Raw genomic sequence first — 14,918 nt, forward strand, 5'->3', positions numbered from 1 at the left:
AAGAATGGCATTTAAAGTACTTTTAACAGACTATGAATTTGAAAATCTCAAATATGAGGAAGACGTATTTAAAGAAAGCGGCCTTGATATTGAATTCGTCAAAGCGCAGTGCAAAACGGAAGATGAGGTGGCCGAGCAGGCCAAACATGCTGACGCCATTTTAAATCAATACGCACCAATCTCCAGACGTGTAATAGAATCCCTTGAAAATGCCAAGGTGATTTCCCGCTATGGTGTTGGTGTGAACACGATTGATTTAGATGCAGCCAATGAAAAAGGCATTACCGTAGCTAACGTTCCTGATTATGGGATGGAAGAGGTATCAAACCATGCGCTGGCTCTTCTTTTATCATGGGCCCGTAAAGTGACTCTATTAAATAATGAAGTGAAAAAAGGAAACTGGGATTTCAAAGCCTGTGTCCCTATTCACCGTTTTAACAGCCAAACAGTAGGGGTTCTTGGATTCGGGCGCATTCCAAGAAGGTTTATTGAAAAGGTAAAGCCTCTTGGCTTTAAATTGGCTGCATATGATCCATTTGTTTCCGCAGAGGATATGGCATCTGCCGGAGTGAAGAAAATGGAGCTGGATGAAATCATAAGGGAAGCCGACTATTTATCGGTACATGTTCCGCTTATTAAGGATACCTTCCATTTATTAAATGCAGACCGATTTAGCCAAATGAAGAAAAATGCTGTCATCATTAACACTGCACGAGGTCCGATCATTGATGAAAAGGCCCTGATAGAAGCACTTGAAAATGGCATTATAGCAGGTGCCGCTCTCGATGTAGCCGAAGAAGAGCCAATTAGCATCGATAGCCCGCTTCTTCATATGGATAATGTCATTATTACTCCGCACAGCGCCTGGTATTCAGAGGAAGCCATGGTGGAGCTAAGGCAAAAGGCCGCGAAAAATATCGTACAGGTTTTAAAAGGTGAAAAAACACCTTATGCCTTATCGTAAGAAAGGATGAATGCTGAATATGAAACTAGCTGCTTTCACGATTAATTCTCAACAGCATATTGGTGTTGTCCAGGGAGAGAAAGCCATCAGCTTAACATTACTTGCCGGACATCAATTTCCTTCGTGCCTGAAAACCTTTATAGAAAGAAGTGAAGAACTGCTGCCGCTTGCTGAAAAGCTTATTAGCCAGGGTACCAATGAGGAGGCTGTTTTCTCAATATCCGATGTGAAAATCCTTCCGCCGATGCAGGCTCCGGAAAAAATCATTTGTGTTGGCTTGAATTATATTGATCATTGCAGAGAAACCGGAATGAAGCCGCCTGCTTCACCGGTGATCTTTTCAAAATATGCGAATGCCATTGCCGGCCATCATGATGCTGTAGAGCTCCCGATTAATTCACATGAAGTAGATTTTGAGGCAGAGCTTGCTGTTGTCATTGGAAAGGAAGCTAAGCGGGTAACGGAAGAAGAGGCAAATGATTATGTTTTTGGCTACACGATCATGAATGATATTAGCGCACGCGATTTGCAATTTAAGGACGGACAATGGTCCCGGGGTAAAACAGCCGACACCTTTGCGCCAACAGGACCAGTGATCGTGACAAAGGATGAAACAGGGGATCCGCATAGTCTATCAATCTCACTCGAACTCAACGGGGAAATTATGCAAGATTCCAATACAAGCAACCTGATATTCACCATACCGCAGATTATTTCCTTTTTATCGCAGTCTATGACGCTAAGACCGGGTGACTTAATTGCAACAGGAACGCCTCCAGGAGTTGGAATGGGCCGGGATCCAAAGGTGTGGCTGAAAGACGGTGACAAAATGAGTATTACCATTGAAAATATTGGAACACTATCCAATTCCGTAAAAGGTGATTCACAGAAGAAAGAGGGCTGATAGACATGGATGTAGTAACAATCGGGGAAACGATGGCTCTTTTTACACCGAATGAGGAGGGCATGCTTCGCCATGCCCATTCTTTTTCTATGAAATTTGGCGGGGCAGAGTCCAATGTCGCCATCGGATTGAGCCGTCTCGGACATCGTTCGAGATGGATCAGCCGTCTTGGGGAGGATGAATTTGGTGATGCAATGCTGTCATTCATCCGCGGCGAAGGAGTGGATGTTTCCTATGTGACGCGCGATCAAGATGCGCCGACAGGCGTATTTTTTAAAGAGTTCAGGCGCATGAATGACACACGTGTCTATTATTATAGAAAAGATTCTGCGGCCAGCAGAATGAATGCCGACTGGCTTTTGGATGAGTCCATTTTAGATGCTGAGTACCTTCATCTTACAGGCATTACGCCAGGGCTCAGCCCCTCATGCAGGGAAATGCTTGAAAAAGCAATCCGGATAGCAAAAGGAAATGGAACGAAAATCGTTTTTGATCCAAACCTCCGTTTGAAAATTTGGCGTGATGAAGCAGAAGCACGTCAATTTTTGAAAAAATATGCTTCTGAAAGTGATATAGTTCTTCCGGGCATTTCCGAAGCAGAGTTTCTGTTCGGCGCATTATCACCTGAGGAATATGTGGAGAACTTTCATGATCTTGGGATTGAAACAGTCATTATGAAATTGGGAAAAGAAGGATCGCTGATTTCATCTTCAACGGGTTTGGTGAAGAAAATTCCAGGCTTTATGGTTGAGCGGGTAATTGACCCGGTTGGAGCGGGTGATGCATTTGCTGCAGGTGTTCTTTCAGGACTGCTGGACGGAAAAATGCTTGAAGAAGCAGTACTGCAGGGCAACGCTATGGGAGCAATGGTAACAATGGTGAATGGCGATGCAGAAGGCTTGCCAACTCGATCTGATCTTGTGTCCTTTATGAATGGCAATCTGGAAGATGTTACGAGATAAAAAGGAGGAAAATCAGTGAGCAAGTTAGAAGAGTTAAAGAAGAGCAAGATTGTTGCTGTTATTCGCGGTGCAAGCCAGGATCAGATTTTGCCCATTGCTCATGCGCTGCTGGCCGGCGGTGTCAGCACATTTGAGATAACAGTTGAAACACCAAAGGTTTGCTCGTTAATAGAAAAAGTAAGAGAAGAGTTTGGAAACCAGGCAATCGTAGGGGCAGGGACTGTGCTGGATCCTGAAACAGCGCGTGCAGTCATTATGTCTGGAGCGGAGTTTATCTTTTCGCCAATCGTTCATGCGGAAACCATTAAACTGGCAAAACGTTACGGTGTACTCAGTATCCCTGGTGCCCTCACCCCAACTGAAATCCTGACAGCCTATGAAAATGGCGGAGATCTGATAAAGGTGTTCCCAGCCGATGTCATGGGTGTCTCTTATTTCAAAAGCCTGCAGGGGCCGCTTCCGCATATTCCGCTGATGCCAACCGGGGGTATTGATGTCAAAAATATCCGGGAATATTTAAAAGCGGGGGCAGTTGCCGCAGGAGTAGGCAGTTCGTTAGTAAATGCAAAAAATCTAAATTCGGATGAGGATTATTTGAAACTGACTGAAAAGGCAAAGGAATTTTCTGAATTAATAAATTCTTGAATCGTTGGCAGTTTCGGAAGCTAATTCAAGTCAAAAGGACCTGCCATTTGGATAGGTGGAGGTCCTTTTGCCAGATTGTTGGATTAGTTGATTTGGATTTATTTCAGCTGCTTCCAAACCTCTTGAAAAACCAATTTTAATGGTATTCCGTATTGCTCAGATATAGCTTTGCAATCACTGAATTCCGGGGCTTGCTGAACAATTTCACCTTGCATCAGCCCCTCTTTAACAGAGACGGTCCCCCATGGTGTTTCAACCTTTCGAAATTTTCGGCCAAGACGATTTACAGAAAGTGGGTAGTATCGCACGCCCAATGTGGTGGTTTCTCTAAAAATGATATTCATCATCTCGGATTTTTTCTTATTTTCACACAAAACCTGGAGCATGGTACCCGGCCGATTTTTCTTCATGTAAATCGGTATATAAAAGACATCATTGGCCCCGGATTGAAACAATAAGTCCATAACATGTCCCAGCCATTCTCCAGGAATGTCGTCCAGATTTACTTCAATTTTGATCATGTCATGATCAGTATGCTCTTGGCCATGCTGCATTTTTTACGAGCCTCCTTAAGCTGGTATAAATTTTAGATGAAGAAAAGAAAGGAAGAAATGAATGCAATCTTATACTACACATATTTTAGCACAATTAAAAAATGGCCATCTTTCAATTGAGGAAGCTGAGGAACAATTGAAGGGCTTTACAGATTACGGATTTGCCAAAGTGGACGATGAGCGTGAATTCAGACAAGGATTTCCTGAGGTTATCTTTGGGGCAGGTAAAACCACAGAACAAATTTTACATATATTTAAGCATTTGGTTTATAAGGGGAATACCGTTTTAGCTACAAGGGTTGACCCAAAATCTGCAGAAGAAGTATGCAGGCAGGTGGATGGAGCTGTATATGATTCATCCGGCAGAACACTTTTGTATAAGCCCGAGGATTATGAACTGAAGACGGAGAAGAAAATTGGGGTTATATGTGCAGGGACTTCTGACATTCCTGTGGCCCGGGAGGCAGAAGTGACGATTGAAGCTATGGGACACCATTTCGAAAGTTTTTATGATATTGGAGTAGCGGGGATTCATCGTTTATTTGCGCAAATTGACGAGATTAAAAAGTGTGATGTGTTGATTGTTGTAGCGGGAATGGAAGGTGCACTTCCCAGTGTAGTCGGGGGATTGGTATCCACTCCTGTTATAGCGGTTCCGACCAGCATAGGATATGGTGCACACTTAAATGGCATTACATCTTTGTTAAGCATGCTTAACACATGTGCTTCCGGCGTAACGGTGGTGAATATAGACAATGGATTTGGTGCAGGCTATTCAGCTTCTTTGATGCTAAGAGTCTAAACATAAAAACAAAGCGGGGTAAATGTAATGAACATATTATTTATAGATTGCGGTATTTCCGGCATTGCCGGAGATATGTCTCTGGCAGCCTTCACAGAATTGGGCGTTGATTTATCAATTGTAGAAAGAAAGCTTAAATCTGTAATTAAGGAAGAGTTTTCGCTAGGGACAAAAAAGGTTGTAAAGAAGGGGATCTCCAGTACGGAATTAGTCATTCAAACAGAAGAAGAAAAACACTCACACCGCCACTATACACACATAAAAAAAGCAATTGAAGAATCTGACCTTGAAGAGGCAGAAAAGGAAACGGCCTTAAAAATGTTTGAAACGATAGGGTCAGCAGAGGCAAAAATACATGACAGCACTCTCGAAAAGGTGCATTTCCACGAAGTTGGAGGTGTAGACTCGATGATTGATATTATAGGTACCGCAATTGCTTACAATACATTAAACATTGAAAAGGTAGTCTGCACTCCGGTTGCTGCAGGAAATGGATATATCAAAATTGCTCATGGCCTTTATCCTGTGCCAGCCCCGGCAACATTGGAAATTCTAAAAGATATTCCATTGCGGAAAACTGACATTCAAAGTGAATTGACGACACCTACTGGTGCTGCCATTGTCCGTACCCTGGCTAATGAGTTCGGGAACATGCCTTCCATGAAAGTTCAGAAAATAGGATATGGCGCAGGGTCAAAGGATTTCAAATCCCACCCAAATGTTGTCAGGTTTGTGATCGGAGAACAATAACAGGAGGGGAAGTGTCCAAATGAATATACATAACAGTTTAGTCAAAGAACAAAAGCTAAAGGAAATACTTTCAGAGATGGAACGGATTATTATTGCATTTTCAGGAGGGGTAGATAGTACCTACTTATTAAAGGTGGCTTTAGATACATTAGGAAAAGAAAATGTGCTTGCTATTACAGCTGACTCGGAATCTTTTCCTCCTTCTGAGCTGGAAGAAACTATTCGAATCGCCAATGCCATTGATGCCCCGCATCAAATTATTAAGATGTCAGAACTCTCCATTCCCGGATATTCGGAAAATGATTCAAACAGATGCTATTACTGTAAAAAGGGACTGTTTGAAAATTTGTATCCAATTATGATTGAAAAAGGTTATCATAACTTGACTTTTGGTCTCATTAAAGATGATTTAGGAGAACATCGGCCTGGTGTGAAGGCTGCTATTGAAAAAAATGTAAGAGGCCCTCTTGCCGAGGCTGATATTACGAAAGACGATATCAGGATCCGTTCCAAGGAGCTGGGACTTGATACATGGGACAAACCCTCACTAGCATGTTTATCCTCCAGAATAGCATATGGTGAAAAAATCACAATTGAGAAGTTGAGGAAAGTTGATGAGGCCGAGCAGTTTATTAAGGGATTTGGAATCAAGCAGGTCCGTGTCAGAGTTCACAATGAAATTGCAAGAATCGAAGTTGATCCGTCAGATATGAATGAACTCTTAAAGTATCATAAAGAAATCTCTGAGCAATTAAAATTGATTGGATTTAAATATACAGCTATGGACCTGGCCGGGTATAAAAGCGGAAGTATGAATAAATTGCTGGAAGGAACATCTATATAATGAATGAACTTAACTGTATTGGAGAGGGAAAAACGGAATTTTGCCGCTGGGGGAATTTAGATGCTTGAGAGCGGATTGCTTTCTATATTATTGCTTGGTTTCACATTAGGAATAAAACATTCAACAGAGCCCGATCACATTATCGCGGTTTCAACAATTGCAAGCCAGACAAAGCGCTTGGTTCGCTCTTCGCTCTCAGGTGTTTTCTGGGGGCTGGGCCACACGTTAATGCTCCTGATATTTGGGGTAACGGTTATAGCACTTAATCAGCATGTTCCTGGCCCTCTTGCTCTTTCTCTTGAATTGGCAGTGGGCATAATGCTTATATATCTTGGCTTTACTGGCTTTAAGGACAATAAACAGCAAAGGCCGAACACAAAGCATTATCATAAGAAGTCTTTTATCATTGGAGGGATTCATGGTCTGGCTGGCAGTGCAGCTTTAGTTCTATTAACAACTGCACAGGCTCAAACAGAGCTGCAAGCTTTTCTTTTTATCCTCATTTTTGGGGCAGGAACAATTATTGGAATGCTTCTCTTTACTACTGTTCTTGGGTTGCCCTTTTTAATCACTTCTCAAGCTCAAAAGAAAATACACTCAAATCTTATAAGGATCTCTTCAGCAGCAAGTGTACTATATGGGGTTTATTATATTTTTGAGGTTGGCAGTGATTTATTTCTTTAGAAGTTTAGGTCGCAGGGTAATTAGCAAGTGATGAGTAGGTTATTAGTATGTTTAACGATCGAGATTGGGTTCGCCTCAGGATTAAATGCAAGAAAGCCTACGCTGGCATATTACCGGCATAGGCTAATTTTTTATGGGATTTTAACTGAGCTAGCCGGTGAATGGGGAGTGCTCTAGGAGTGGATACGCTTTTTGAGCTGGTTAATTTCAGTTTCATGGACTCCGCTTTTTTTACTAAGGTGTTCTATATCAATTTTTGTACCCATCAATGTATCCGAAATTACATGGAAAGTCTCTTCATGATGATCCAGCTTAGTTTCAATATGCTTAAAATGGCTTCTGAATTCAGTAGCATTATTTTCGATTTGTTCAGAAAGTACTTCAATTCTATTTTCCACATTCCCAAGCCTGTTCTCAACATTCTCCATTCTGCTTTCCACATTCCCAAGCCTGTTCTCAACATTCTCCATTCTGCTTTCAACATTCTCAAGCCTGTTCTCAACATTTCAAAGTCTGCTTTTAACATCAGAGATTTCATGGTCAATCGAATCAAACCTCTTATCAATTGAATCAAACCTCTTTGAATGGTCCTTCAATGTACTTAAAATTTCATTAAGAATCTTCTCCAATTTTCTCACCTCCTTTTCGACATTATACCACATGCCGCTGCATTTCATGCTGATGAGAAGGCGGCCTGGAAGTATTCTTCCACAATGTTCATAAACATTTCACACATTAATATTGCATGATAAATTGAACGCTTTTATCGCAACATAATGAAAAGGCAGAGCAGAGTCCTTTAATACGGCAGTTCAATGGCATTTACAGGCCTCAAACTCCATGCTATACTCACTGACGGTAAAAATGGAATATCGTATTCTGCATAGATCTGGACACCGGAGGGAGAAGAAATGGGCAAATATAAAAGAGGATATATTTATAGTACAAAAGCGGAGAGATTGCTGGAGTATTTATACGTTTTGATAGGGTCGGGCATTGTTGCGATCGCGTTTAATGTGTTTTTGCTGCCCAACCGGATTGCATCAGGCGGGGTAAGCGGGATCAGTACAATCCTGGATGCAGTTGTTGGCTGGGAGCCAGCTTATGTACAGTGGGCATTTAATATACCGCTCTTTATTGCTGGTGTGCTGCTGCTTGGAAAACAATTTGGAGCCAAGACTCTGGCCGGGACAATTTTCCTGCCGTTTGTTGTGTTCCTGACAAAGGAATATGAGCCATGGACATCTGATCCGCTGCTCGCATCGCTGTTTGGCGGAATTGGCGTCGGTCTTGGTTTAGGAATTGTTTTCAGGGGTAAAGCATCAACAGGAGGGACAGACCTTGCAGCACAGATTATTAACAAGTATACAGGTTTGTCTCTTGGCACTTGTGTTGCGATAATCGATGGATTGATCGTATTGTCGGCTGCGATTATTTTTGACATAGAGCAGGGGCTGTATGCCTTAATTGCTTTATATGTAACAAGTAAAACAATTGATCTGATCCAGCTTGGTTTCAGCCGGACAAAGATGGCTTTAATCATTACTGAAAATCAAAGTGAAGTTCGTGAAGGAATTTTGAATAAAATTGACCGCGGTGTGACAAAACTATCAGCATACGGTGGTTATACCGACCATGAACGTCCGGTCCTGATGTGTGTAGTGGATCAGACAGAGTTCACAAAATTGAAACAACTGGTTCAAACCATTGATCCTACTGCATTTATCATTGTTACGGATGCTTCCGAGGTGTTGGGCGAGGGTTTCAAACGAGCGTAGTGTTGGTATAATATAGCTGTACTTAGTATTTTTTCCTGAGGGGGAATTATAGTGAAAAAGAAGCTATTAGCACTACTAATGGGTACATCTTTAGTTCTTGCAGCCTGCGGCGGAGGAGACGATGCTGCTGAAGACAAGGACACTTCTACAAACGGCGGCGGCGAAACAACAACGGATACGGCTGACGCTGGCGATGCACAAAAGCTTTATGAACAGAAATGTTCAAGCTGCCACGGTGCAAATCTTGAAGGCGGTGTAGGACCTGCGCTTGATAAAATCGGTGCAAACCTATCACAGGAAGATATTGAAAACACAATAGCTAACGGTAAAGGAGCAATGCCTAAAGGATTGCTTCAGGGAGAAGAAGCTTCTGCTGTAGCGTCTTGGCTGGCAGGCAAGAAATAAGAGGATTCAAATGAAAACGTTCTGTTTACCAGGGCGTTTTTATTTTTTTCGCTAAGCGTTTTACGGCTTAATATAGACACCGCTTATCCACCAAGCTGCGTCAAAACCTAAGTTAAACTCCCCGTATTGAACAAAAGCTGCAATAACCAATCTCAAATCCAGGATAGCTTCACAGAATTTATGACAAATATCGAGTAAATGCAATATGAAAAAAGAAGGAAAAATCAGTCGATTTTGAAAATAAAACACTAGGATATTAAAGAAATTAAGGAAAAAAGTAACAATAGTATCAGGTTTGAAAAGAAACTGTAATAATTTTTTCCGTTATTTTGACAACTTATGATGTTATAATGGGTTGTGTGAGAATTTTAGATGGCTAATTAGGCAGTATTTACAAGTATTTTGTCATCCTCTATGTCGAAAGGATGTCGTTTTTTAGCGAAACAAGCCGTCGGTTATTTAAATTCTTAATACACACTAGATGCTAGGTGATATATATGATCGAAATGAAAGACGTATATAAGAGATACCCCAATGGCGTTACAGCTGCCAGCGGGATAGATACTCATATTAAGCAAGGTGAGTTTGTTTATGTAGTAGGGCCGAGTGGTGCCGGGAAATCCACTTTTATCAAAATGATGTACCGGGAAGAAAAGCCTTCGAGCGGAACGATAACCATTGACGGAGTGAATCTGGCTACATTGAAGAATGCAAAGGTGCCGCTAATGCGCCGTAAAATCGGTGTCGTTTTCCAGGACTTTAAGCTCCTCCCGACACTGACAGTTTATGAGAATGTCGCTTTTGCTCTTGAGGTTATTGAAGAGCATCCGAAGAATATTAAAAAACAAGTTATGGAAACATTGGATCTTGTAGGTTTAAAACATAAGGCAAGGATGCTTCCGACCGAACTGTCAGGCGGGGAGCAGCAGCGTGTTTCCATCGCCAGATCAATCGTAAACTCTCCAAAGGTCGTGATAGCGGACGAGCCTACAGGAAACCTTGACCCGGATACCTCATGGGAAATCATGAACATCTTCGATGAAATCAACACGAGAGGAACGACTGTGGTCATGGCAACTCATAATAAAGAAATTGTTAACACGATTAAGCACCGCGTTATTGCCATTGAAGGCGGAAGAATTGTGCGTGACGAGCAAAGAGGTGATTACGGCTATGAAAGCTAGAACATTGGGCCGGCACTTCCGCGAAAGTTTTAAAAGTCTCGGGCGAAACGGCTGGATGACATTTGCTTCTGCAAGTGCGGTCACAGTAACCCTCATTTTAGTTGGCGTATTTTTCGTCATTATGATGAATCTCAACAAGGTGGCTACAACCATTGAAGAGGACGTGGAAATCCGCGTTCACATCGATGTTGCTGCAAATGAGCAGGATCAGGAAGTTTTACGGCAAAAAATCGAAGGAATACCCGAAGTCAAAACAGTTGAATACTCAACTAAGGAAAAAGAGCTTGATAGTTTAATAAACAGCCTTGGTGAAGAAGGCGAAGCCTTCAAACTGTTCGAACAGGATAATCCGCTGAACGATGTATTTATCGTAAAGACGAAAAACCCGGCAGACACAATGAAAGCTGCAAAGCAGATTGAGAAAATGGAATATGCGGCAAAAGTAAAATATGGGCAGGGGCAGGTTGAAAAACTATTCAACTTTATCAATGCCGGACGAAACGTTGGCCTTGTGCTGATTATCGGCTTATTATTCACTGCCATGTTCCTGATTTCCAATACCATTAAGATTACGATTATGTCACGAAGAAAAGAAATTGAGATTATGAGATTGGTAGGAGCAACCAACTCGTTCATCAGGTGGCCATTCTTCCTTGAAGGTTTATGGCTTGGGCTGCTAGGATCCATTATTCCTATTGCGCTTGTTTCATCAGCATACTATTACGCCTATGATTATTTGGCGCCAAAGCTTGAAGGACATTTTGTCAAGCTGCTGGAGTTTAGTCCGTTTGTCTATCAGATTTCCGGGCTTCTTATCCTGATGGGTGCCCTCATTGGTGTATGGGGAAGCTTAATGTCAGTCAGAAAGTTCCTGAAAGTATAAACAAGCTTAGAAGGCCCTGCGGTGGGGGGAACCTGTCCAGGCGCCTTCAAGCTTCATTATATTAGACGATTCAGAAAAGCTAAATGTTTCAGACTTGGATGAAATATAGAACGATTAACCTGTACATATGGTGTTCATTGAAAGGAGAAATCGGAAATTGAAGAAATCCATCATCACATTATCATTAGCTGCCGTTCTGGGTTTTGGCAGCATAACAGTTGGGATGCCTATTGAGAAGGCGTCTGCAGCAAATAAACTAAACGATCTAAACAGCCAGCAGGAAAAAATTAACCAGCAGCGTTCCGGAGTAGAATCGAAGTTAAACGATACAGATAAAAAGATCAGCGAAAACCAGAGCGAGCAGCAATCTGTACAAAGTGAGATTGAGCGTCTGGATAAAGCGATCAGTGATGCTTTAGCTAAAATTGAAGAAAAGAATCAAGAAATTGCAGATACAAAAAAGGAAATTGAGAAACTTGAAGCAGAAATTAAAGTATTAGTAGAGCGCATCAAAAAGCGTAATGAACTATTAAAAGACCGTGCACGCAACTACCAGGAAACTGGCGGAATGGTGAGCTATATTGATGTTTTAATGGGTGCGCAGAGCTTTGGAGATTTTGTTGAACGGGTTGGAGCAGTTGCAACAATCGTAGAAGCTGACCAGGAAATTTTACAAGCGCATCAGGCGGATAAAGACGAGCTTGAGAAAAAACAGAATCAGGTAAAAGAAGAGCTAGCCTCTTTAGAAAAAATGCGTGCAGAGCTTGAAGGCATGAAAAAGAGCTTAAACGCACAAAAAGCAGAGAAAGATAAATTACTTGCATCTCTAAAGCATAAAGAAGAGGAAATGCATGCTCATAAGCTCGAATTATCCGAAGAAAATGAGATTCTTGCAGCTCAGGAAGCAGCGATTCAAAAAGCGATCAAGCTAGAGCAGGAAAGACAAGCAGAAGCAGCAAGACAAGCAGAGGCAGCAAAACAAGCTGAACTGGCAAGACAAAAGGCTGCAGCAGAAGCGGCTAAGAAGAGCTCTTCATCAACTGGAAGCAGTTCATCAGCCGGAAGCAGCTCCTCATCTGACAGCGGATCTTCAAGCAGCCCGCAGGTATCTGCACCTTCTGTAGCAAGCGGTGCCTGGACAAGACCTGCATCAGGAAGACTTTCTTCCGGTTTCGGCAGCCGTTCATTAGGCGATCATTTTGGAGTAGATATTGCTTCAGGCGGCACAGTTCCGATCGTGGCGGCAGCCGATGGTGTTGTCATCCGTTCATATTACTCCAGCAGCTACGGAAATGCGATTTTCATTGCTCACTCTGTAGGCGGACAAACGTATACTACCGTATATGCTCACATGAGAAGCCGTTCCGTCGGCTCTGGCCAGACAGTTTCTAAAGGCCAGCAAATCGGTATCATGGGTAATACTGGACAATCTTACGGTCAGCATCTGCACTTTGAACTTCACAGAGGTTCTTGGAATGCAGCAAAATCAAATGCGATTAATCCTGTAGGCATTGTGCCTCTATAAAAATAGCGTAGAGTGGAAGGAGCATAGCTTCTTCCACTTTTCTTTTACCCGAAAAGAGGGTCTTTAATCCTATTAGACGTCTGTTTTTAAAATACTCTCAAGCAAAAGAAATCATAACTCGTCCATACCAAACATAGGATGAAATAAGCGAAGACATCCCGCTCCCTTTGCGGGTTGTTTTTATTTATTTAAAAGTCGGGGAAGAACGCAGACGCTGAAAATATACAGGAACGCAGCAAACTGGAAAGGGAGATGACGATGAGCAGAAGATGGATCGCCGTGCTGATGACGGGATCATTGCTGACAGGGGCTGGCGGTACATATGCAGGCATGCAGTGGCTGGCAAAGGAAGCTCCGCAGATAGGAGCCCCAAATCAATTACTGGATTCCAAGGAAAACGGAAAACAGTTAGATCAAGAGAAGGTTGAAAAGATGGAAACAGCCTATCAGCTGATTTTGAATAGCTATGTGGAAAAAGTAGAGGAGAAACAGCTCGTGGAGGGAGCCATCCAGGGCATGCTTGCAACCCTCGAAGACCCATACTCCGTTTATATGGATGAAGAAACGGCAAAACAATTCAGTGATACATTGGAATCTTCTTTTGAAGGAATCGGTGCGGAAGTCAGCATGGTGGACGGAAAAATCATCATTGTTGCGCCTTTTAAGGACTCACCGGCGGAAAAAGCGGGGCTAAAGCCAAAAGATGAAATCTTAAAAGTGGACGGGGAAAGTGTGAAGGGTCTTGATTTATATAAAGCGACCATGAAGATCCGCGGTAAAAAAGGCACAAAGGTAAAGCTTGAAGTTGCGCGCCAGGGATTAAAGGAGCCTTTAAAGGTGGAAGTAAAAAGAGATGAAATTCCTCAAATTACTGTTTACTCAGAAATCAAGAAGGAAAGAGGAAAAGAGGTTGGGTATCTGGAGATTACCTCCTTTTCCGAAGACACATCCAAAGAATTTGCGAAGCAGCTGAGTGAAATGGAACAGGAAGGGATCGAAGGGCTTGTCATTGATGTCCGCGGAAATCCCGGCGGTCTCCTGACCTCTGTTCAGGAAATCCTGAAGGAATTGGTTACGGCTGACAAACCATATTTGCAGATTGAGAAGCGGAATGGGGAGAAGATGAGGTATTTCTCCACACTTGAAAAGCCAAAAAGCTATCCGATTGCCGTTCTTGTGGATAAAGGAAGTGCCTCTGCATCAGAGATTCTGGCCGGCGCATTAAAGGAAGCGGAGGGTTATGCCATTATCGGTGAGAAATCATTTGGAAAAGGGACTGTTCAGCAGCCTGTTCCGATGGGTGACGGCAGCAATATCAAGCTCACTTTATTTAAATGGCTGACGCCAGACGGAAACTGGATTCATAATAAAGGAATCAAGCCTACTCTTGAGGTGAAACAGCCGGATATCTATCAGACTCATCCTTTGCAGGTGGAGAAGCCTTTGGAGATTGATATGAATAATGAAATGGTGAAGAATGCACAGGAAATTCTGGCCGGACTCGGATATGCCCCGGGCAGGACAGATGGCTATTTCAATGATTCCACTGAAGCAGCAGTGAAAGTCTTTCAGCAGCAAAAAGAGCTTGAAGCAACCGGCCGGATAGACAAGAAAACCGCTGCAGCGCTTGAACAGGCCGCCATCGAAGAAATGAAAAAAGAGCAGAACGATTTGCAGCTGCAGACGGCTTTGAGATATATAGCCAAATAGTGACAGGCACCACCCGAATTTTGCCGATTGAAGCAGGAGGAATTTTCCTTCTGCTATTTTTTATTTAAAGCGAGATTGTAATAGGTTTTGCAAGGTGCTTTTGGTAGAATATAGAGTAATAGAGTTTTCTGTTGCTGCATAATTTATGAGAATTTATCGCAGTCTAACGGGCAGTAAGACCCTCACTTCAAGACGCAGAAAATCAAAGAAGGATAGAGGGTCAAACTGCCCGTAAAGGCCCGAAAAGAGGAACAAAGATTAAAAACGCCACATCCTGTGGCAACGTCTTTGTGACCCACTTCCTGTGGGCCTCAACTAACAATC

Annotated in this window: 17 protein-coding genes; 14 read left to right on the plus strand and 3 right to left on the minus strand. The window is 42.6% G+C overall.

Annotated elements, in window-relative coordinates:
* The first annotated feature begins 4 nt into the window (after positions 1-4).
* The 4 genes from CE058_RS09260 to CE058_RS09275 are packed head-to-tail and all read left to right on the plus strand — an operon-like array spanning position 5 to position 3,475.
* Positions 5-964 (plus strand): C-terminal binding protein, encoded by a 960-nt coding sequence (locus CE058_RS09260; RefSeq protein ID WP_286167954.1) that lies wholly within the window; start codon positions 5-7, stop codon positions 962-964.
* A gap of 19 nt (positions 965-983) precedes the next feature.
* Positions 984-1,868: a fumarylacetoacetate hydrolase family protein gene (locus tag CE058_RS09265; RefSeq protein ID WP_163142150.1), complete on the plus strand. Its 885-nt coding sequence runs from the start codon at positions 984-986 to the stop codon at positions 1,866-1,868.
* Between the two features lie 5 nt (positions 1,869-1,873).
* Positions 1,874-2,830 carry a sugar kinase gene (locus tag CE058_RS09270; protein ID WP_163142153.1) on the plus strand — a complete coding sequence of 319 codons (957 nt, stop codon included), beginning with the start codon at positions 1,874-1,876 and terminating at the stop codon, positions 2,828-2,830.
* A gap of 15 nt (positions 2,831-2,845) precedes the next feature.
* Entirely contained in the window at positions 2,846-3,475 is a 630-nt protein-coding gene (locus tag CE058_RS09275; protein WP_163142156.1) for a bifunctional 4-hydroxy-2-oxoglutarate aldolase/2-dehydro-3-deoxy-phosphogluconate aldolase, read from the plus strand.
* Positions 3,476-3,573: 98 nt separating this feature from the next.
* On the opposite strand, the gene larC2 is transcribed toward CE058_RS09275, so the two are convergent.
* Positions 3,574-4,029, minus strand: a complete 456-nt coding sequence (gene larC2 / locus CE058_RS09280) for a nickel pincer cofactor biosynthesis protein LarC2 (RefSeq protein WP_048009821.1) — start codon at positions 4,027-4,029, stop codon at positions 3,574-3,576.
* Positions 4,030-4,090: 61 nt separating this feature from the next.
* Between larC2 and larB the strand changes: the two genes are divergently transcribed.
* From larB to CE058_RS09300, 4 genes are read left to right on the plus strand one after another with little or no spacing between them, the layout of a single operon-like run.
* The gene (gene larB / locus CE058_RS09285; RefSeq protein ID WP_163142159.1) at positions 4,091-4,831 is read left to right on the plus strand and encodes a nickel pincer cofactor biosynthesis protein LarB; all 741 of its coding nucleotides are present in this window, start codon (positions 4,091-4,093) and stop codon (positions 4,829-4,831) included.
* A gap of 27 nt (positions 4,832-4,858) precedes the next feature.
* Positions 4,859-5,581 (plus strand): nickel pincer cofactor biosynthesis protein LarC, encoded by a 723-nt coding sequence (gene larC, locus CE058_RS09290; protein ID WP_163142161.1) that lies wholly within the window; start codon positions 4,859-4,861, stop codon positions 5,579-5,581.
* Between the two features lie 19 nt (positions 5,582-5,600).
* Complete coding sequence (larE, locus tag CE058_RS09295) at positions 5,601-6,425, plus strand: ATP-dependent sacrificial sulfur transferase LarE (RefSeq protein WP_163142164.1); 825 nt, start codon at positions 5,601-5,603, stop codon at positions 6,423-6,425.
* Positions 6,426-6,485: 60 nt separating this feature from the next.
* Entirely contained in the window at positions 6,486-7,109 is a 624-nt protein-coding gene (locus CE058_RS09300; protein WP_163142167.1) for an urease accessory protein UreH, read from the plus strand.
* Positions 7,110-7,282: 173 nt separating this feature from the next.
* On the opposite strand, the gene CE058_RS09305 is transcribed toward CE058_RS09300, so the two are convergent.
* Together CE058_RS09305 and CE058_RS25065 are read right to left on the minus strand one after the other, a co-directional pair.
* Positions 7,283-7,579: a hypothetical protein gene (locus tag CE058_RS09305; protein WP_163142170.1), complete on the minus strand. Its 297-nt coding sequence runs from the start codon at positions 7,577-7,579 to the stop codon at positions 7,283-7,285.
* 36 nt (positions 7,580-7,615) lie between these two features.
* Positions 7,616-7,738, minus strand: coding sequence for a hypothetical protein (locus tag CE058_RS25065; RefSeq protein ID WP_286167956.1), 123 nt, complete (start codon positions 7,736-7,738; stop codon positions 7,616-7,618).
* A 282-nt stretch (positions 7,739-8,020) separates the two neighbouring features.
* On the opposite strand from CE058_RS25065, the gene CE058_RS09310 reads away from it, so the two are divergent.
* The 6 genes from CE058_RS09310 (at position 8,021) to CE058_RS09335 (ending at position 14,594) form a co-directional block, all read left to right on the plus strand.
* Positions 8,021-8,887 carry a YitT family protein gene (locus tag CE058_RS09310; RefSeq protein ID WP_163142173.1) on the plus strand — a complete coding sequence of 289 codons (867 nt, stop codon included), beginning with the start codon at positions 8,021-8,023 and terminating at the stop codon, positions 8,885-8,887.
* A 51-nt stretch (positions 8,888-8,938) separates the two neighbouring features.
* Positions 8,939-9,292 carry a cytochrome c551 gene (gene cccB / locus CE058_RS09315; protein ID WP_048009814.1) on the plus strand — a complete coding sequence of 118 codons (354 nt, stop codon included), beginning with the start codon at positions 8,939-8,941 and terminating at the stop codon, positions 9,290-9,292.
* Positions 9,293-9,789: 497 nt separating this feature from the next.
* Positions 9,790-10,476, plus strand: coding sequence for a cell division ATP-binding protein FtsE (gene ftsE, locus CE058_RS09320; RefSeq protein ID WP_163142176.1), 687 nt, complete (start codon positions 9,790-9,792; stop codon positions 10,474-10,476).
* The gene (gene ftsX / locus CE058_RS09325) at positions 10,466-11,359 is read left to right on the plus strand and encodes a permease-like cell division protein FtsX (RefSeq protein WP_048009812.1); all 894 of its coding nucleotides are present in this window, start codon (positions 10,466-10,468) and stop codon (positions 11,357-11,359) included. The genes ftsE and ftsX overlap by 11 nt, the downstream gene beginning before the upstream one ends.
* A 157-nt stretch (positions 11,360-11,516) precedes the next feature.
* A complete protein-coding gene (locus CE058_RS09330) occupies positions 11,517-12,884 on the plus strand; it encodes a murein hydrolase activator EnvC family protein (protein ID WP_163142179.1) in 1,368 nt (455 codons plus the stop codon).
* A gap of 258 nt (positions 12,885-13,142) precedes the next feature.
* Positions 13,143-14,594, plus strand: coding sequence for a S41 family peptidase (locus tag CE058_RS09335; protein WP_163142182.1), 1,452 nt, complete (start codon positions 13,143-13,145; stop codon positions 14,592-14,594).
* The last annotated feature ends 324 nt before the right edge of the window (positions 14,595-14,918 follow it).

It is taken from the genome of Bacillus sp. 22-7 (assembly GCF_010628845.1).
In the GTDB taxonomy this organism is placed as follows: domain Bacteria; phylum Bacillota; class Bacilli; order Bacillales; family Cytobacillaceae; genus Cytobacillus; species Cytobacillus firmus_B.

Coding starts and splice junctions, on each gene's coding strand:
- CE058_RS09260 (WP_286167954.1), top strand. CDS start 5: ATGGCATTTAAAGTACTTTTAACAGACTATGAATTTGAAAATCTCAAA.
- CE058_RS09265 (WP_163142150.1), top strand. CDS start 984: ATGAAACTAGCTGCTTTCACGATTAATTCTCAACAGCATATTGGTGTT.
- CE058_RS09270 (WP_163142153.1), top strand. CDS start 1,874: ATGGATGTAGTAACAATCGGGGAAACGATGGCTCTTTTTACACCGAAT.
- larC2 (WP_048009821.1), bottom strand. CDS start 4,029: ATGCAGCATGGCCAAGAGCATACTGATCATGACATGATCAAAATTGAA.
- larB (WP_163142159.1), top strand. CDS start 4,091: ATGCAATCTTATACTACACATATTTTAGCACAATTAAAAAATGGCCAT.
- larC (WP_163142161.1), top strand. CDS start 4,859: ATGAACATATTATTTATAGATTGCGGTATTTCCGGCATTGCCGGAGAT.
- larE (WP_163142164.1), top strand. CDS start 5,601: ATGAATATACATAACAGTTTAGTCAAAGAACAAAAGCTAAAGGAAATA.
- CE058_RS09300 (WP_163142167.1), top strand. CDS start 6,486: ATGCTTGAGAGCGGATTGCTTTCTATATTATTGCTTGGTTTCACATTA.
- CE058_RS09305 (WP_163142170.1), bottom strand. CDS start 7,579: ATGGAGAATGTTGAGAACAGGCTTGGGAATGTGGAAAGCAGAATGGAG.
- CE058_RS09310 (WP_163142173.1), top strand. CDS start 8,021: ATGGGCAAATATAAAAGAGGATATATTTATAGTACAAAAGCGGAGAGA.
- ftsE (WP_163142176.1), top strand. CDS start 9,790: ATGATCGAAATGAAAGACGTATATAAGAGATACCCCAATGGCGTTACA.
- ftsX (WP_048009812.1), top strand. CDS start 10,466: ATGAAAGCTAGAACATTGGGCCGGCACTTCCGCGAAAGTTTTAAAAGT.
- CE058_RS09335 (WP_163142182.1), top strand. CDS start 13,143: ATGAGCAGAAGATGGATCGCCGTGCTGATGACGGGATCATTGCTGACA.